Here is a 19,417-nt window from a genome sequence, read left to right as displayed (position 1 = left end):
ATCGGGTTAAATCGCCGATAACGATTTTCTTAAATGAATAATCTGTTGGGCGATTTCAAGTGCACGCGCATACTCATGCATCTTCTCCGCTTCCTTTGACTCATGCATCTTTTGTTGAATTTCTTGCTCAATTCTATATTTTTGCAGCTGACGTATTGAGTCTGTGACCTCTGATTCTGCTTGGTCGGGATCCCGTTCCGCTAAAGCCGCTTCCATTACAATCTTGCGTAATTCAGAGTCATCTAATATCTCAACAAAACGCTGATAATCAGGATGACCATATTCCTCATAAAATCCTACTAAGCGAACAAAAACTGCCATATAGGCATCTCGAACAAATGGATCTTTTTGCTCACTACGTAATACCCTGTCCACTACATCTATATTATGAAGCATATGAGCCAGTAATAAACGTTCGGCACGTTCTGCTGCGTCCATAGGCTTATGTTGCTGAGTGACCGGCATCGAAGGCGTTTGAACAGGCATTTCTACTTTTGCAGAACGAACCTGATTTGCCTCTAGCTTTCGGAATTGAGCATAAATCGCTTCTTCCGAGATGTTTGTTTCATTCGATAGCTGTCTTATATACAAATCTCGTTCAACTGGTGATGATCTGCCTACCAGTTGTTCAAGAACTTCTTGAATATATTGAAGCGTATCATTTTCAAACTGAAAGTTCTTATTTCGTCTAGCATGCATCATCATAAAAGCAATATACGCATGAGGGTTTTCCAAAATTTGTTCTTTAAATGCTTGTCCACCTAAACTACGAATGTATTCATCGGGATCTAGCTTATCTGGTAACACCGCAATATTGACTTTCATACGTTCCGTTTGAAGTAACTGTGCTGCTCTTTTCGCCGCATCAAACCCAGCATTATCACCGTCATAGCAAATCGTAATCTGCTCTACTAAGCGCTTTAGCTTTGTAATATGCTGATTCGTAAGCGAAGTGCCCATTGTTGCTACAGCATTCGTTATACCCACAGAGGTTGCTGCTAAAACATCCATAAATCCTTCCATCAATACTACTTGACGATTTTTTCTAATCGAGGTTCGTGCTTTATCTAGGTTATATAGCACTTCACTCTTTTGAAAAATTGGTGATTCTGGACTATTTAAATATTTTGCCTCTTCACCAGTAGATGCAAGGATTCGTCCTGAGAATGCTATAATCTTACCGTTCTCATCACGAATGGGAAACATAATACGCCCTCTAAAACGATCAAAATAGCGTTCTTCCCCTTCACGCTTGATTACCAAACCACTTTCCGCGATTTCTTGTAAGTTATAACCTTTTCTTTCAAGCAATATCGTTAATGCATCAAAGCTTGGAAGAGACCATCCAATGCTATTAGATTCTATAAGTTCCCTTGTAAATCCTCTTTCTAGCAAATAATTTAAAGGTTCTTCACCATCTTCAGTATTTAACAGTAAATGCTGAAAAAAATCTGCTGCAAAAGCGTGAGCTTCTTTCATCCTTTCTTCCGCTTTAGATACCTTTTTCGTTACTTCAGGTAAACTTGGCCCAATATCTAACTGTATGCCAACACGTTCACCAAGTTTCACGACAGCGTCAGGAAAAGAAATACCTTCTATATCCATGACAAAAGTAATAGCATTACCGCCTGCACCACAACCAAAGCAATGAAAAATTTGTTTGTCTGTTGACACAGAAAAAGATGGCGTTTGTTCTCCATGAAATGGACAGAGCCCAAACCAATTGCGCCCACGCTTTGTAAGCTGCATGTATTCGCTTATGACATCAACAATCTCCGATTGCGAGCGAATCTGTTCAATCACTTCTTCAGGAATCTTCCCTGCCAAATCTATCACCATCTTTAAATTACGTTCTAAAAACACAATTCGCTATCCGATTTAAAAATCCTTTATTTCTCGACAAAAAAATAGGATTTTTCTCTTAATAAATATTTTTACCACAATTTTATTATTATAAAACAAAAATTAGTTTTTATCTATACTATTTTCAAAACCGACTCAAAAAAACCGCCTCTTACAACCGAGGTGGTTTATCATCATTCGTTTCTTATTTACAGTTCGAGATATGCTCAATAATGACATTCGCTGTTTCTTCAACAGCTTTGTTTGTCACATCAATAACCTTACAACCGATTTTAGCGACAATTTTTTCAAAATGTTGGATTTCTTCTAATATTCGATTATGCTGCGCATAGATAGCATCATCATTCAATCCTAGAGTCATTAATCTCTCTTTTCTGATTGAGTTTAATTTATCAGGAGAAATAATTAAACCAAAACATTTCTTCGGATCAATTTTTAATAGTTCTTCAGGTGGCTCCACTTCAGGTACTAAAGGTACGTTAGCCACCTTATAGCGTTTATGTGCTAAATATTGTGATAACGGTGTTTTAGAGGTACGTGAAACACCGACTAACACAATATCAGCCTGTAATAGACCACGTGGATCTCTACCATCATCATATTTTACTGCAAATTCAATAGCCTCTATTTTTTTAAAATAATCATCATCTAGCTGATGAACAATTCCTGGTGCTTCTAATGGAAATTCTTCCACAAATGTTGCCATTGTTTTTAAAGCAGGCCCTAAGATGTCGACAGCATAGACTTTTTCTTTCTCACACAGTTCATGTAATAACGAACGCATCTCCTGACGAACAAGCGTGTACACAATTAATGCATTCTGTTTCGCTGCAAGGCATACAATTTTCCGAATGAGCTCCTCTGATTGTATATGAGGAAAACGACGAATTAGCGTGTTTTCCAAACTAGGTCGAAACTGGCTAATAACCGCTTTCGCTACTTGATCACCAGTTTCACCGACTGAATCAGATACAACAAAAACTCGTAGTCTTTTCATGCTGCTCTCCTTCAAATATTTAGACATTCTGTGCAAGTGATAAGAAAGCTCGTGTAATTGTCGTTTTTGTAAGACGACCAACGATTTTCAATCCACCTTCTTGTGGCTCTACTACTGGTAGTGAATCAACTTCTCGTTCAATTAGTTTATTCGCCGCAACAACTAAAGAATCTGATCTCTCACAGTACGAAATATTTGGCATACGTGTCATAATTATATGTACAGGAATTTTGTTTAAATCCTGCGTGCCAATACTTGTACGTAGTAAATCCTTACGAGAAAGTACCCCTGTCAAAAATTCATTCTTATCTACGACAAAGAGTGTTCCAACATCCTCTGAAAACATGAAGCAAATCGCATCATAAACAGTCATTGTTTCCGGTACAACAACTGGTCCTGAATGAAATTCTTTCACCTTTAAATTGTTAATACTATCCGTCAATGTAACGGATGTTTTTTTACCTGAATAGAAATAGCCAACACGAGGTCTAGCATCTAAAAAGCCCGCCATTGTGAGGATTGCTAAATCTGGTCTTAAAGTTGCTCTTGTCAGATTGAGACGTTCTGCAATATGTTCGCCTGTGATTGGGCCGTTTTCTTTCACAATTTGTAAAATGTCTTCCTGACGTTTATTGAGTTCGATTGGACTCACCGCCTCAAATCTAATAGTGTTATACTTATGCTCAATTATTATATACTATTTTAATAATTATTGCGAAGAAAAGAACTACATGCTACAATATTGACACATACGCTTGCTCTAAATGTATTTTCGAGCGATTTGCGTTATACAGGCGATGATGGGAAAAAAAAGTATCTGTTCCACTTTAAAGCGAGTAGAAGATGGTGAAAGTCTACATAGCAACAGAGAAAAGGCACTCCTTGAGCTAACTTTTTGAAAAGAGGTTTTAAACAACGCGTTTAAAACAATCAGGGTGGAACCGCGGGTTATAGCACTCGTCCCTGGGCATTCATTGTGCCCGGAGACGGGTGCTATTTTTAATTTAGTCCTTACTAAATTAAAAAAAATTCGCTAGCGAAATTTTATCATTTGTATAAATTCGCTTAAGCAAAAATAACGTTCACTCTGTGAAAACTATGAAGGAGGCTATTTTTATGGCTAACAAATCAATGGAAACAATCGTATCTTTAGCGAAGCATCGCGGCTTTGTCTTCCCTGGTTCTGAAATCTACGGAGGCTTAGCAAACACTTGGGATTACGGTCCACTAGGTGTTGAATTAAAAAACAATGTAAAAAAAGCATGGTGGCAAAAATTTGTCCAAGAATCAGAGCACAATGTTGGGATAGATGCAGCAATTTTAATGAACCCAAAAGCTTGGGTAGCTTCTGGTCACGTTGGCAACTTTAATGACCCAATGATCGATTGTAAGGCATGTAAAGCGCGCCATCGTGCTGACAAAATCATCGAGGACGCTGCACTAGCAAAAGGCGATGAAATCATTGTCGATGGTATGACATTTGATCAAATGAAAGAAACGATGATTAAGTATGACGTAGTGTGCCCGGATTGTGGTAAAGCTGATTTTACAGATATTCGTCAATTTAATTTAATGTTTAAAACATTCCAAGGTGTAACAGAATCTTCTACTAATGAAATTTATTTACGCCCAGAAACAGCACAAGGTATTTTCGTGAACTTTAAAAACGTACAACGTTCAATGCGTAAACGTACACCATTCGGTATTGCACAAATCGGTAAATCATTCCGTAACGAAATTACACCAGGTAACTTCACTTTCCGTACACGTGAATTTGAACAAATGGAACTTGAATTTTTCTGTAAGCCTGGCGAGGACCTTGAATGGCACGCATACTGGAAAGAATTTTGTAAAAATTGGTTATTAAATTTAGGCATGAAAGAAGATTCTATGCGTCTTCGTGATCATGAAGACGACGAATTGTCTCACTACTCAAATGCTACAACTGATATTGAATTTAAATTCCCATTCGGTTGGGGCGAGCTATGGGGCGTTGCAGATCGCACAGATTTCGATTTAAAACAACATATGGAGCATTCTGGTGAAGATTTCACTTACATCGACCCAGTATCAAACGAACGTTATGTTCCATATTGTATCGAGCCATCTTTAGGTGCAGACCGTGTAACATTAGCATTCCTTTGCGATGCTTATGACGAGGAAGAACTTGAAGGCGATGATAAGCGTACAGTTTTACGCTTCCACCCTGCTCTAGCGCCATTTAAAGCCGCAGTCCTACCACTTTCTAAAAAGCTTTCGGATGAAGCTACTGATGTTTGGGCAGATCTTCGCAAATCATTCCCAGTTGACTTTGACGAATCACAATCAATTGGTAAACGTTACCGTCGTCAAGATGAAATTGGTACACCATTCTGTATCACATACGACTTTGACTCAAAAGAGGATGGTCAAGTTACAGTGCGTCATCGCGATTCAATGTCGCAAGTTCGTATGCCAATTACAGATGTTAAAGCATACATCGAAAAACATCTTCAATTCTAAAATTTATCAGTATATAAAGAGGGAGTCGCATTTTAAGCGACTCCCTCTTGTTATGTCTTTAATAATGAAAACAAGCGCTCTTGCATCTTCTCCTCAAACGAAAACCTTTTCATACTCATGCCTACTAAGCTAATGAGTAATTCCTCAATATCTACAAGCGAATAAAAAAGGAATGTTCCTTCTCGCATTGGGCGAACTCTCTTATCGACTGTGAGTTCATCCCCAATAAAGTAGGCTACATTTACGTTACAATGTCCCATTAGTTGCGTAATGCGCTGATCATCATCTGGATTTATAAAAAACGGCACAATTTTATCAATATACAAAATACTTTGCACAAGTTTTATGAAGAAATTTTCACGAAGTGAAGTTTCCACAACTAAAATAGTTGTTTTCTCATGCTGATAATCCATATACAAAACATTTAATTGCTCTTCTAAGAGTTTTTTTAATATATTAATAGAATTCCTGTATTTTGTCATATCCGTTTGAATTTCTCTTGTTAATAAACGTAGAATTCGAAAGGCAGGTAAAAATATTTTTAAAATAATTTCTTTAGGATGTAAATGATCTATTAATTTATTAAAGTAGATTCTTAAGCTATTTTCATCGCAGCGAATTAATTGTTCTATAAATAAGTTAAAAATTTCTTCAAAGCTGTTAGCACGGTAATCAATCATTTTCGCAATTCTCACACTATAATTTAAAGGTAAAATCATAGACTTTTGTTCATCCAATAACTTAACTTTAGGTAACGTTGGAAATAAATCATAGACGAGTTCTACTTGTGCACTTCGGTTATCAGATAATTGAACGACCGAGTTGACAGGATAAATCCCTAGGCACTCTACAAATTTGTGCATGAATTTCTCGTTATATAAATGTCGATCACGATATAAAACAGCTAATGCATCTGTTGCAGCATATCCTGAATGATATACACGCTTTGATGTCATAGCTGAATAAACATCAATAATTTGCAGCAATTGAACTCCCTCACACATATCATCCTCACAAAGCTGATTCGGATAACCTTTGCCAGCAAAGCGTTCATGATGATCACGTGCTAAATAGGCAATATCCTCTTCCCCATTTTCTATGAGCAACTCATAACCTTTAGTCGTATGTGTTTTAACAATGTCAAACTCATCTTCTGATAATTTTCGTTTTAAATTTAATATTTCTTGTGGGATAAATACCTTCCCAATATCGTGGAACAAATAGCCCCTTGCTAGCGTTTCAATATCCGTTAAACCTAAATAACGTGCAAATATTGTACCTAAAACGAAAACATCAAATGAATGAACAAAAGAATACTCATCCCATTCTTTTAATCGCATGAGTAATTCATAGCGCTGTTTTTTTTCTAAAATTTTTTCAAAAACACCTCGTACATAAGCAGTTTCTTGGATGCTTTTTAAAATTTGACCGTAGCGCAATTCATGCACAACATTCTCTAATGTAGTCATAAAAAGGTTACTTACTGTATCTTTATACTCATCTACCTCATCCTTCTCATCCATTAGTGGTGCAAATACATCCTCATAATCCCTTGTACGCTGAACGCTTAAATCATGAACAATTCGTACTGAATCAGTTGGTAAATAAATAGATAATTCATCTACATTTCTAAGTTTAAGTAAGGCAATAATTCGTTCCGTTAAAACTAGATCTTTTTTAGCTAGTAAACGATAATCAGAAAAAATATCTTCAGCTAAAACATCATTTGCTTCAACTTCATTAATACTTAACGTCACTTTTCTTAGCATATTTTCTGCCACATACGAAATATTCAAGCATTATGTGACTCCCTCCTTCTTCCATAAGACTACGTTATTCTTTCAATTATGTCTCGGTATAATTAGCGTCCGGAATCAGCTTTGTGCTTGCACAAAGCACTCCTTTCACATTTTATATGCATGTCAAATTTATATAAATCGGCCCAGTTTCAATGGGTACGAAACGTATAAGTAATACAAGAATAGTTTAAATATCAACATCTATAACATTTACAATATCATAGATTAAAATGCCTTTTCAACTAGTTTATGGCACAAGAATGAATAGTTACTACTATGTTTATGTTAAAAACTCTTCTTTTTTTAGTATTTTATACTCATCAATTTAATTAAACAATAGCTATTAATTTGAAGCAAAAAAGCTATAAAGACCTATATCCTAGAACTCAAAAGTGTATATTTATAAGGTAAAGTTAAATTCCTCTCATAAATAATATTTCTGTAAATTATTGAGTTTTAATCAATTTGTCCTAGTGATATTGGCGAAAAATTAAAACTAATGTGGAAATATTAACATTTTATTAAAATAACTGCTCAGTATACCGCCAGAAACACTGGAAATTAATCTTTTTTCTGTATTTCTTCTACCTTTCGTCTCATCCTCAAAGTTGGATAGTGATCTTTGTTAATACGTATTTTGTCGATTGCTATAGAAGATCAGAGATAAAGCTATCTGTCCCTAATCAGCTCATCGTTTGCCCCTGAAAGCACCCCAGTTGGAACAGAAATACTTTCTAAGCCATGTTAATGAACAAGCCTTTTATCCAAACTGCTTACCTAATATTGAATTTCTAAAATTTGTTAATAAATGAGCTGTATATTACGAATTCATGGATGAGCAAGAAGAATATTAACTTCCTTTTTTGTAGCGAGAGCGAAGCGTCAGCTACAAATGTTTTCGGTAGCGAAAGCAAAGCGTCAGCTACAATTATACCGAGGCATAATTGTTTATTGAAAAAAGAAAAATGCCAGAAGATCAATATTAATGATCTTCTGGCATTTTTTCTTGATCAGCACTCGTTCTTAGCTGAAATTCAGGCGTTCTTTCAAGCTGTTCTATAAATTTTTTAGTCTTAAAACGAATTCCTGTTTGTTCTTCATAAATTGTAGTAATTATTTTTTTAATAAAATATTTTGTTTCCTTTTTTAATTCTAATTTCCCAATCTGATCAATCGGTACAGTATAGAACATCCGGATAAGCTTAAGCTGGGTCGGTGTTAATCGAATGATATAAGGATCATGCTGATAACAACGATGACACAAAAAACCTCCTTGCACAAAAGAAAATGCAAATTCACCGTCTACTGCACCACAAGCTGCACAAGCATGTAATATAGGCTGTACGCCAGTATAGGGTAGCATTTTCCATTCAACGAACAATGTAATGGCCTCGGGGTCGTAACCTTCCTCAATTGCTTGTAATGCTTGAAGGAGCACATCAAATGCAAGTGGCTCAGGTTTTCCCTCCTCTACTACACGCTCGACAAGTTCCATTATGTAACTTGCATAGGCCGTTGCCATTATATCCTCGCGAATATGACGCATGGAATTGAGATGCTCACCTTGTTGCAATGTCCCCATACCGGTATGATGCTGTACCATAAACATGCCATAAGTAAATGGCTGTGTCACAGAAGCTAATCTACTGGAAGGCTTCTTCGCTCCTCGAGCCATCGTTGCAACCTTTCCCGCTTCTCTTGTTAGTAACGTTACAATTTTATTTGATTCACCATAGGCACGCACCTTTAGTACAATTCCTTCCCATTTATGAAGCATCTATTCTCCCCCTTTCTACAAGCTTTGCAATCAATTATGCCTCGGCATAATTGTAGCTGTCGCTTTGCTTTCGCTACGGAAAACATTTGCCGCTGTCGCTACGCTTTCGCGCAGATAAACAATGCGTCCGGAATCGGCTTTGTGCTTAGGCCTGCGTGATGCAGGTCAGTTAGCCGTTATCGCATGGATGCGATGATTTTAGGCTAACATCCTTTAAGAACTCCATTCCGATTCCGTGACATCCGCCGGAGGCTTAGGCCAACACGATGTTGGTCACTCAGTCGTTGCCACAGGACGTGGCGTTCTTAGACTGAGTTCCTCTATTTCAGTGGGTGTCCTAACACCTGTAGCTGACGCTTTGCTTTCGCTACAAAAAACACCTGCTGAAAGAAGTGAAAATAGAGCTCTCCAATAATTATTGGACAGCTCCATTTAAAACTACAGCGACAAATAGGAATGTTGGTAGTTGCTTTGTAACTTAACTTATCAGCATTTCCTATTAATATTCATCATCACGGAAACCGAAGTCACGTAAATGTGTTGATTTATTGCGCCAATCCTTTTGTACCTTTACCCAAAGCTCTAAATACACTTTTGAACCAAGAAGCATTTCAATATCTTTTCTTGCACGTATTCCTACTTCTTTTAATAGCGCTCCACGTTTACCAATGACAATTCCTTTTTGAGAATCTCTTTCCACGATAATCGTTGCTGCTACACGAATTTTATCTTCATTTTCTTCATCACGACGAATTTTATCAATCACAACAGCAATGGAATGAGGTATTTCTTCACGCGTTAAATGTAACACTTTTTCACGAATTAACTCTGAAATAATAAAACGCTCAGGATGATCTGTTACTTGATCTGCTGGGTAATATTGTGGACCTTCTGGTAAATATTTCGATAATGTTGCTAATAAATTTTCTACATTATTCCCTTGTAATGCAGAAATCGGCACTATTTCTGCAAAGTCATAACGCTCTTTGTAACTTTCAATAATCCCCATTAATTCATCAGGATGTATTTGATCGATTTTATTAATCACTAGGAAGACAGGCGTTGGATTACCCGCCAGCATTTCAAGGATGAATTCATCACCCTTCCCAAGTTTCTGCTCTGCATTTACCATGAACATAATAACGTCCACTTCACGCAATGTATTTTTAGAAACCTTTAGCATAAAATCCCCTAGCTTATGTTTCGGCTTGTGGATTCCTGGTGTATCTATAAAAATCATTTGGCTATCATCTGTTGTTAGTACACCTTGTACTTTATTTCGTGTTGTTTGTGGTTTATCACTCATAATCGCAATTTTTTGACCAATGACACGGTTTAAAAATGTTGATTTCCCTACATTTGGTCGACCGATTATGGAGATAAAACCCGACTTATAGCCATTGTTATTTTCCAGCATTCTCTAAATCCTCCGTTGTAAATGCAAACGGTAGTAATTCGCCTACAGACGTTACCGTGACATCACCTTTTAAGTTTGTTAAATATACAGGCATAGATGGTTTGCAAAATTCCATCATCACCTGACGACAAGCTCCGCATGGCGCACATGGTCCATCCGTATCAGCTACAATAGCGATCGCCTCAAAATCATAGATACCTTCTGACACGGCTTTGAAAAATGCTGTACGTTCAGCACAATTGGTCATACTATAGCCAGCATTTTCAATATTGCAGCCATGAATAACCTCTCCATTTTTCGTTAAAATCGCCGCGCCAACTTTAAATTTTGAATAGGGTACATAAGCCTTTTCACGCGCTTTTTTTGATTCTTCTAATAATGCATGCATATCAATTGTCATCAATGTCCACCTCTACATCATCAATTTCGCCTTGGCGTAATTGATTAAATCATAATTTTTTAGCACAACTGCTACTACTTCATGACCGATTAATAATTTTAGTAATATCAAAACCATTTCGGTATAAATATGAGTAATCCGATTATAGCACTGAATATCGCAAATACAAGTACTGCGCCTGCTGCAAGATCTTTTGCCTGCTTAGCAAGTGGATGGATATTAGGTGAAGCTAAATCTACTACTCGTTCAATTGCAGTATTAATCATTTCAAGTGCAAACATTAGTGCTATTAATAGCAACACAATATACCATTCTATACGTGATAACTCCGTAAAATAGCCAGCAATCAAAGCTATTACCGCACTTAGCAAGTGGGATATAAAATTTTGCTCAGCACAGGCTGTAAGAATACCTTTAAAGGCATACCCAAAAGAGCGAACAAATTTGCGAACAATCATTTACTCTCGTCCTAAACCGTAAGATTGTAAAATCTCATCCTGCTTACCGAACATCACCTTTTCATCTTCTGGCACCATATGATCATAACCAAGTAGATGTAAGAAACCATGAACCGCTAAAAAGCCTAATTCTCGTTCAAATGTATGTCCATATTCCTCAGCTTGTTCTTTTGTACGATCCGTTGAAATAATAATATCTCCTAATACACGGGGCATCCCTTCAAATGTTACTTCTATTTCTCCCTCACCTAATTCCTCTAGGGCAAACGAGATAACATCTGTCGGTTGATCCTTGTCACGATATTCTCGGTTTATTTCTTGAATCACTTCATTTGTAACAAACGTCACTGACACTTCTGTTTCCGGCTCAATATTCTCAAGTTTCGCAGCATGCTGTAAAAGCTTTTCAACAAGCTCCATATGCGCAGCAGCCACTTCATTTGTTTCATCTGTAAAATCAATTGTTAAAATCATAGATCCTCCTACTTATCTGTCTTTGGATATTCAATTCGTGAGTGGAAAATTCCATTCAACGTTTCACAAAGTACTCGCTCTATACATTTTAACTCTTTTATTGAAATATCGCATTCATCAAATTGATTGTCTTGTACTCGATCATCAATAATTGCTCGTACCAACTTTTGAATTTTCTCTGCATTCGGTTCCTTCATCGATCGAACCGCAGCCTCAACGCTATCTGCAACGCTAATAACTGCCGCTTCCTTCGTTTGTGGCTTCGGACCTGGATATCTGTACTTTGTATCATCTAAACATTTTCCTTCTTCTTTCGCTTTAAAATAGAAGAATTTTAACAGACTAGATCCGTGATGCTGCAAGGCAATATCGATAATTTCCTGTGGCATCTTGTAACGTTTTAGCATTTCAGCCCCGTCAGTTGTATGCGCGATAATAATTTCCGCGCTTTTTTCTGGAGACAATGAATCATGAGGGTTAATACCAGACATTTGATTCTCGATGAAAAAGGCAGGACGCTTCGTTTTGCCAATATCATGATAATAGCATCCTACACGAGCTAGTAATCCATCCGCACCAATTTCCTCACATGCTGCCTCTGCTAAGTTCGCCACCATTACACTATGATGATATGTTCCCGGAGCCTCCATTAGTAATTTTTTCAGCAATGGATGGTTTGGGTTCGATAATTCAATTAAACGCAACGACGACAGTAAACTAAAGGCTGATTCAAAGAATGGTAAAAGCCCCATTGTAAGAGCACCTGATAATAGAGCCGATATCATTGCCGCTATTAAGTAATACAATAACTCTGACAAACCGTAAATAGATTGTGTCATCAGTAAATAAAATGCGATAAACGTTATATTTACTAGCCCTATGACACCTACAGCATGTAGAATATGCGAACGCTTTTCCATACTACCCAAAAAGAATAAGCTCGCAAAGCCACCGAAAATTATATACAGTGTAATTTCCATCTGCATAACAGATGAATATCCCTCTTGAAAAATAACACCCGCAGATGCCGCTGTCATAACCGTAATAAGTACCGCAGCACGTTCATCTACTAATAGCCGCACAAGCATTGTTGCCAATGCTGTTGGGAAAAGGAAGGCAACAGTAACATCGAAGCCACTTGAGACTAGGCTTATAAATTTCATCAGCAGGATGGATAAACTATAAACAATTACTGTAACCAACAAGGCATTATTTTTCTTTTGCTCATCTGTATCCCAACGTGCAAATAAAACAAACATGAACGTCATTTCCAGAAGTATTAAAATAATCAGCCCTGCAATCGGCTTCATCGATGCCTTATTACTCACCATACCTAGAAGCTCTAATTGACGAAATGCCTCATTATCAATAATTTGCCCTTCTTGTACGATGATTTGACCTTGAAGAATTCGAGTTGGTTCAACCGATTCCTTCGCTTGTTCCTTTCGAATTTTCGTTTGTTCTTCGTTTATCGTCTCATTTTCGATAATACTTGTACGTCCAATTAAAACTACCGTATTAAATATTTTATCTGGATAGCCTCGTTGTCCACGAATTTTTGTCTCAAAATCATTTTGACCCGCAAACACATTTTCTGATCGAATGGATTTTTGCAAATATTCCTGCACAGATTTTGATAGTTGCGTACTTGTTCTTTTTAAATCTGCTTCACTTTGTACTAACAAGCCCTCTAGCTGTGAATCAGTAAAGATAATTGGCATTTGCTCTGAATCTATGGATTCAAACTTTTTGCGGAGCTTTGTCACTTGATCGGCAATCGGAATAGGTTCCTTGCTACTCTCAACATCCGCCTTTACTTCAAGAACATAGTCAAATAAAGACGTTACAATCGCAGCTCGCTGTTTAGCAACATCCGCAGAAAATTGATAGACTGGTTCAACCGCATTTGCTGCTTTTTCTCGTTCCTGTTGTGTTTTATAAGTATCTTCTATCGTTTTAGTAGATCGTACAGTTTCAGGCGCTAGTTGTAATGGTTTAAAATCATATGTAACACCTTTAACATTGCCATACATTAAAGCAAATTGTAGGGCTCCTGTTAAGATGAGAACGACAATTAAAAAGTAGCGGAAGCCAATAAGTTCTGTAAATTTTTTTAATTGTTTCTCCATCTGGCACCTCCTCTATCTATCTACTATCATACCAATTCAACAAACTTTTTTCCCGAAAAATGTATAAGAAAGCAAAAAAACAGCTATACAAATTGTATAGCTGTCACAAATTTTTCCATTTTCCAACCATTTTCATGTTTGTTAAATTTTATATTAGTCGCATTATTTTAGGTGCAGACTTTTTTAAACCCGTTGCACCTGCCACTTCGTTTCACTACGCTTTCGGTGCAGACTTTAATATGACCGCATAGCGGTCATATTAAAGTTGCTGCTCTTCGTAGGCTTTGATGATTTTTGCTACGATTGGGTGACGTACTACATCGCCTTGTTCTAAAATTTGGAAATGTATTGATTTTACATACTTTAGTGTACGTTCTGCTACGATTAACCCAGATTCCGTATTTTTCGGTAGGTCAATTTGTGTTTTGTCGCCAGTAATAACCATTTTTGAGCCAAAGCCTAGTCGCGTTAAAAACATCTTCATTTGCTGATGTGTCGTATTTTGGGCTTCATCTAAAATAACAAAGGCGTCGTCTAATGTACGGCCGCGCATATACGCTAAAGGTGCAATTTCAATTGTGCCTCGTTCAATGAGTCTTTGAGTTTGTTCTGTCCCGTAAATATCGTTTAAAGCGTCATAAAGAGGTCGTAAATAAGGATCTACCTTTTCCTTCAAGTCCCCCGGAAGAAAGCCTAGAGACTCTCCTGCCTCTACTGCAGGGCGTGTTAAAATAATACGCTTAACGTGCCCGTTTTTTAGCGCCTGCGTTGCCATGACTACCGCTAAATACGTTTTCCCAGTACCTGCTGGACCGATACCAAAAACAACGTCTTTATGACGGATTGCTTGTATGTATTCTCGTTGACCGATTGTTTTTGCACGAATAGGCTTTCCTTTCGTCGTGCGTGCTATTTCTTCATCATAAAGTTCTGCAAAATATTCAATCGTTCCTTTTTGTGTCATTTCAATCGCAGTTGCAACATCACGCTGATCAATATTAATTCCTTTACGAATGACCTTTAGAAGAGCATGTAAAAGGAATGTCGCTTGCTCCTTTGCATCCTCTTCACCAGCAAGCTGAATTTGTTCACCACGTGTAATAATGTGAACTTGTAGAGCCTCTTCGATTAACTTCATATTTGCATCGGAAATTCCGAGTAGCATAACCGCTTCGTTTGGATTATCCACTTGTAATACAGTTAAATGTTCTGACATAATCATTCTCCTTGTAGGCCTTGTATTGGACTGGCAATGTTTTCATTGACTAAAAATAGAACTTTCCCTTCAACTGTACCATTCCCCCACTTTACCTGTAAAAGGTTTTCTTTTTTTATAACCGTTTTCGCAGGTAATGAACGAATTACCTTTTCATGAAGTAATGGTATGAGCAATGAATCTATTTTGGATTCATCAAGCTCTACTTGCATTTTTTTAGTGTACTGCTCCTCAACAATTGAAACATATGGATCGAGCCAGCTAGGTAAATCTTTCTTTTGCACATAGTCAACTTTTTCTTTTTCTTGATGAATGCCTTTCACTAATACACGCCACTGCTTCTGTTGTAGCGTTTCCATCGTTAGCTTTTTTGGAATTTTAAATGAACATTCGAGCCAATAATCAGCGTAGACCTCTCCCTTTGCCCCAACGAAGACTTGATCTTCACCACTTTCAATTACGCCACTTACGAGAACATCACCTTCGTAAGCAGTATCGTTAACTGAAATTTTACGTTCACCATTTTGAATATTAAAGTGGGTAATAACACCACTTTTTGTTGCCACTAAGTGTGTCGCTAGTTTCTCATTCGTTTGTTTAGTTTGTTTTGGGGACTCCTGAGGCCGTAAAGTTACACGTCCACCATGCTTTTCTATATGCACCCACGATAGATCTCGATGCCCTTCTAATAGCTTCTGTCGAATGACAGCATCTGAGGGTAAGTCTTTTTTAGAAATGGGTGTTTCTAGTTGAAATGTATCTTGAAAGGTCTTTCCCAGACGTTCCTCTAACTCCGGCGTTGCTGCTTCAATATCAATACGCCAAATAATCTGTGCACATAGCAATGGTATTAATATCATCAACGCTAGACCAAGCATAGTCCAAAGCTGCGCTCGAAAAACTTGAAGCTCATCTGCATAATAGACAGCCATTTTAAGTCGGTAACGTCTACGTACACGGCGAATCTTTGGTAAATAATGCATAGTTGTTTCAAAAGCAACTTCTTGCTCACGAAAGACAATCCGCTTTAATGGCACATGTTGTGCATGCAATGCTTGAATAAAAGGATGAACATTTTCATGGCGCTTTATACGTATGATAATTGGCCGATTATTCCACATTATCGCTCACACCCATATCCTTTGTCATTTTCATATGAAGCTCCTGTAAATCCTCTACAGAAAGATGAAGCAAATCTTCTTTAAGAGCATTAATTTCCACTGATTTCCCACGCACAGTAATATGATAGTCTGCATAAATAAAAGAGCATGATGAAGCATCAGCATGTAGAAAACGATATGGGCCAATGATTTTTAATGTTTCATATTGTAATAATTCAAGTAGTGGCGTTAATTGAAATAGTTTTCTCATAAAAAATGCCTCCTTCTTCGGCAATATATGCATCGAAAAAGGAGGACATGCTAGTTATTTTCTTTTTGCTTTTGGAGGACCTAAAACTTCTGCCATTACAACAGCCTGCATTAATGATTTTTTTGATTTTGGTAATTGAAATGCAGATTGTGATTCAGCTACTCCCACAACTTTTTTCTCGGCTGCTAAACGACCGATACTTCCTCTATTCGAAGTACGACTCATTTTCTCAGTTGGGGTTAACGGTGGAGCTGCATAGCTTGGAACGTCCTTATTCACTGTTTCTTCGACAAATTTTTTCGGCTCTTCCACTTTAGGCTGCTCATTTTTCCATTCACCTAAAAACTCACGTGCAAAATCCTCAAAGCTCTGTGATTTAGAAGCAGGACGTTGCTCTGAAGTCATCTCTGCTTTTTTTATAACAGGAGGATCAACATGTGAATCCTTATTAAAAGGAGGCATTGGTTTTTGTTCTTTCTTTTTTGCTTTACCGAAAATAGAGCTGACTATGGCAATTATCACGACTATAATTAATTGTTCCATGTATTAGTACCGCTCCTTTCAGTTTTTTATTCGTTATGTTCATTTGTTTCTGATTTATCTGAGCTTACTTTAGAAATGGAGTCTCTCATAGCTGTATCTGCTTGAATGTTGCGGTAGTTCATATAGTCCATAATACCAAGATTACCCGAACGTAGCGCTTCTGCCATCGCCTGTGGTACTTCAGCTTCTGCTTCTACTACTTTCGCCTTCATCTCTTGTACGCGTGCAATCATTTCTTGCTCGTTCGCTACAGCCATTGCACGTCGTTCTTCAGCTTTCGCTTGGGCAATGTTTTTATCTGCCTGCGCTTGTTCAATTTGTAATTCAGCACCGATGTTTTTGCCGATATCAACGTCTGCAATATCAATCGATAAGATTTCAAATGCTGTCCCAGAATCTAAGCCTTTTGCTAATACAGTTTGAGAAATCATATCAGGATTTTCAAGAACTGTCGTATGACTAGAGGCGCTACCAATTGTAGAAACGATCCCTTCACCTACACGGGCAATAACTGTTTCTTCACCTGCACCACCGACTAAACGTTCAATGTTAGCGCGCACTGTAATACGTGCTTTTGCTTTTACTTCAATCCCGTTCATAGCAACACCTGCAATAAATGGTGTTTCAATAACTTTCGGGTTAACAGACATTTGTACAGCTTCTAATACATCACGACCCGCTAAATCAATTGCCGCACAACGTTCAAATGTTAACTCGATATTTGCACGATGAGCTGCGATTAACGCATTGACAACTCGGTCAACATTACCACCTGCTAAATAGTGGCTTTCTAGTTGATTAATCGTCACAGGTAAACCTGCTTTATGCGCTTTAATTAATGGGTTTACAATTCGTGATGGGATTACACGACGTAAACGCATACCGATTAATGTGAAAATACTAACGCGGACACCCGCAGCAAGTGCAGAGATCCACAGCGCCACTGGTACAAAGGTAAAGAATACCGCGACAACAATGAATAATAAGACTAGCCCTACAATCGGACCTACTAAAGCTAAATCAAATCCCATTTGTTATTCCTCCATCTCTTTTTCTGTTTGTCTCACAACAATACGTGAGCCCTCTACTTTAATAACTTCTACATGTTTCTCCGCATCAACATAGCCACCTTCCGATACTACGTCAATGCGTTCACTACCAAATAGCATTGTGCCTGCTGGACGAAGTGGTGTAATCGTTGTCCCCACTTTTCCGAGCAGCTCTGTGCGATTCACGTTAGATACATAGCCCTCTTCCGTCGAAGTCGCATCCATCAAGACAAGCTTGTTTAAAACATGCAATTTTTTACCAAAAAATTTCATCAGGATCACCATTCCTATTATCGCTACAACAAGCGCAATGAAAATCGCTATAATCATTTGCATCATGTTCGCACCTGCCAGTATTAGACTTAGTAAGATTAACACACCACCTAAAATACCAACAATACCTCCGGGGACAAAAAATTCCGCAATAACAAGCGCCAAGCCTACAATAAATAAAAGTAATGTTTCATAACCTGCCAAGCCCGCTACCATATGACCGAAGAAAAATAATCCAAGTGCTGACAATCCCATTATACCTGGAACACCAAAACCTGGCGAATATAGCTCAACTACAAGTCCCAAACTTGCAATCGACAATAAAATCGGAACTATAATCGGATTCGTAATAAAACGAGCAAGTTTTTCAGCAAAAGTAGGTTCAATTGGAACGATATCACTACCATTTAATTGCGTTACTTTTAAAAGATCTTGGAAATTCGAAACCGTTCCATTAGAATACTTAACCTTTTCTGCCTCCGAAGCAGATAAAGTTAATAATTTTCCTTCTCCCGCTCGAAATTCTTGTAAATCAACAGATGCATCAGCCATTGCTCGTGCATATATCGGTTTGCGTTCTTTCGATTCTGCAGCTGCTTCCATTTGAGCAACCCACGCACTATGAGCCTTTAAGTCTGCTGCATTTCCTGCTGAGTCAATAACTGCAGCCGCCCCAATCGTTCCACTTGGCACCATATAGATTTCATCCGCATGTAAGGCTAAAAAAGCACCAGCAGAATGCGCATCTTTGTTAATATACGCAATCGTACGTATATCCGTTGCATCCATGAGCTTAGCAATATCACCTGCTGCATTCACGAAACCGCCAGGCGTATGAATGTCTAAAATAATTGCCTCTGCATAGTTTTCTTCCGCCTCTTTAAAAGCTCGTTCTAAAAATGCGTGAAGTCCTCGTTCTACTTCATTATGAATAGGTATATGGTAGACCTTACTACTTGCAAAAGCAGATGTTAATGGAAACGCTAACAAAAATGTCACCCAAATAACTAATAAATAGCTGAGGATTCTTCGTCTCCGCATCTTCTTCCCTCCCTTCTAATCATGCTTCTCTCCTGTATATACGACTGACTATGCAAAAAGTTTCATAAATCCTAATAATTTTATTATACAGTGAATTTTTAATTTGCG

Annotated in this window: 17 protein-coding genes; 1 reads left to right on the top strand and 16 read right to left on the bottom strand. The window is 37.7% G+C overall.

The window, feature by feature from the left end:
- Positions 1-6: 6 nt before the first annotated feature.
- From dnaG to ccpN, 3 genes are all read right to left on the bottom strand, one after another.
- Positions 7-1,839 carry a DNA primase gene (dnaG, locus tag AC1DCY_RS03595; protein ID WP_477347688.1) on the bottom strand — a complete coding sequence of 611 codons (1,833 nt, stop codon included), beginning with the start codon at positions 1,837-1,839 and terminating at the stop codon, positions 7-9.
- Between the two features lie 208 nt (positions 1,840-2,047).
- Complete coding sequence (locus AC1DCY_RS03590; RefSeq protein ID WP_477347517.1) at positions 2,048-2,860, bottom strand: pyruvate, water dikinase regulatory protein; 813 nt, start codon at positions 2,858-2,860, stop codon at positions 2,048-2,050.
- Between the two features lie 19 nt (positions 2,861-2,879).
- Entirely contained in the window at positions 2,880-3,512 is a 633-nt protein-coding gene (gene ccpN, locus AC1DCY_RS03585) for a transcriptional regulator CcpN (protein WP_477347515.1), read from the bottom strand.
- Positions 3,513-3,976: 464 nt separating this feature from the next.
- Between ccpN and AC1DCY_RS03580 the strand changes: the two genes are divergently transcribed.
- Complete coding sequence (locus tag AC1DCY_RS03580; protein ID WP_460012383.1) at positions 3,977-5,362, top strand: glycine--tRNA ligase; 1,386 nt, start codon at positions 3,977-3,979, stop codon at positions 5,360-5,362.
- A gap of 50 nt (positions 5,363-5,412) precedes the next feature.
- Here the strand turns inward: AC1DCY_RS03580 and AC1DCY_RS03575 are convergent, their stop codons facing one another.
- From AC1DCY_RS03575 to AC1DCY_RS03515, 13 genes are all read right to left on the bottom strand, one after another.
- On the bottom strand, positions 5,413-7,158 hold the full coding sequence (locus tag AC1DCY_RS03575) for an HD-GYP domain-containing protein (RefSeq protein WP_477347513.1): 1,746 nt from the start codon (positions 7,156-7,158) through the stop codon (positions 5,413-5,415).
- A gap of 985 nt (positions 7,159-8,143) precedes the next feature.
- Positions 8,144-8,938, bottom strand: coding sequence for a DNA repair protein RecO (recO, locus tag AC1DCY_RS03570; RefSeq protein ID WP_477347511.1), 795 nt, complete (start codon positions 8,936-8,938; stop codon positions 8,144-8,146).
- A 499-nt stretch (positions 8,939-9,437) separates the two neighbouring features.
- The gene (era, locus tag AC1DCY_RS03565; protein ID WP_477347509.1) at positions 9,438-10,355 is read right to left on the bottom strand and encodes a GTPase Era; all 918 of its coding nucleotides are present in this window, start codon (positions 10,353-10,355) and stop codon (positions 9,438-9,440) included.
- A complete protein-coding gene (locus tag AC1DCY_RS03560; protein ID WP_142509859.1) occupies positions 10,342-10,755 on the bottom strand; it encodes a cytidine deaminase in 414 nt (137 codons plus the stop codon). The genes era and AC1DCY_RS03560 overlap by 14 nt, the downstream gene beginning before the upstream one ends.
- 107 nt (positions 10,756-10,862) lie before the next feature.
- Complete coding sequence (locus AC1DCY_RS03555) at positions 10,863-11,213, bottom strand: diacylglycerol kinase family protein (protein ID WP_477347507.1); 351 nt, start codon at positions 11,211-11,213, stop codon at positions 10,863-10,865.
- Positions 11,214-11,687: an rRNA maturation RNase YbeY gene (ybeY, locus tag AC1DCY_RS03550; protein WP_477347505.1), complete on the bottom strand. Its 474-nt coding sequence runs from the start codon at positions 11,685-11,687 to the stop codon at positions 11,214-11,216. It lies immediately after the preceding gene.
- Between the two features lie 8 nt (positions 11,688-11,695).
- On the bottom strand, positions 11,696-13,816 hold the full coding sequence (locus tag AC1DCY_RS03545) for an HD family phosphohydrolase (RefSeq protein WP_477347503.1): 2,121 nt from the start codon (positions 13,814-13,816) through the stop codon (positions 11,696-11,698).
- A gap of 259 nt (positions 13,817-14,075) precedes the next feature.
- A complete protein-coding gene (locus AC1DCY_RS03540; protein WP_142509863.1) occupies positions 14,076-15,032 on the bottom strand; it encodes a PhoH family protein in 957 nt (318 codons plus the stop codon).
- Between the two features lie 2 nt (positions 15,033-15,034).
- Entirely contained in the window at positions 15,035-16,153 is a 1,119-nt protein-coding gene (locus AC1DCY_RS03535) for a sporulation protein YqfD (protein WP_477347500.1), read from the bottom strand.
- On the bottom strand, positions 16,143-16,403 hold the full coding sequence (locus tag AC1DCY_RS03530; protein WP_477347498.1) for a hypothetical protein: 261 nt from the start codon (positions 16,401-16,403) through the stop codon (positions 16,143-16,145). Before AC1DCY_RS03530 ends, AC1DCY_RS03535 begins: the two co-directional genes overlap by 11 nt.
- A 54-nt stretch (positions 16,404-16,457) precedes the next feature.
- Entirely contained in the window at positions 16,458-16,946 is a 489-nt protein-coding gene (locus AC1DCY_RS03525; protein WP_477347496.1) for a hypothetical protein, read from the bottom strand.
- A gap of 26 nt (positions 16,947-16,972) precedes the next feature.
- Entirely contained in the window at positions 16,973-17,977 is a 1,005-nt protein-coding gene (gene floA, locus AC1DCY_RS03520) for a flotillin-like protein FloA (RefSeq protein WP_477347494.1), read from the bottom strand.
- Positions 17,978-17,980: 3 nt separating this feature from the next.
- A complete protein-coding gene (locus AC1DCY_RS03515; protein WP_477347492.1) occupies positions 17,981-19,309 on the bottom strand; it encodes an NfeD family protein in 1,329 nt (442 codons plus the stop codon).
- Between the last annotated feature and the right edge of the window lie 108 nt (positions 19,310-19,417).

It is taken from the genome of Lysinibacillus sp. 10T31 (genome assembly GCF_056394365.1).
The sequence above is the reverse complement of the archived record's forward strand: the minus strand, read 5'-3'. Positions and strand labels throughout refer to the sequence as shown.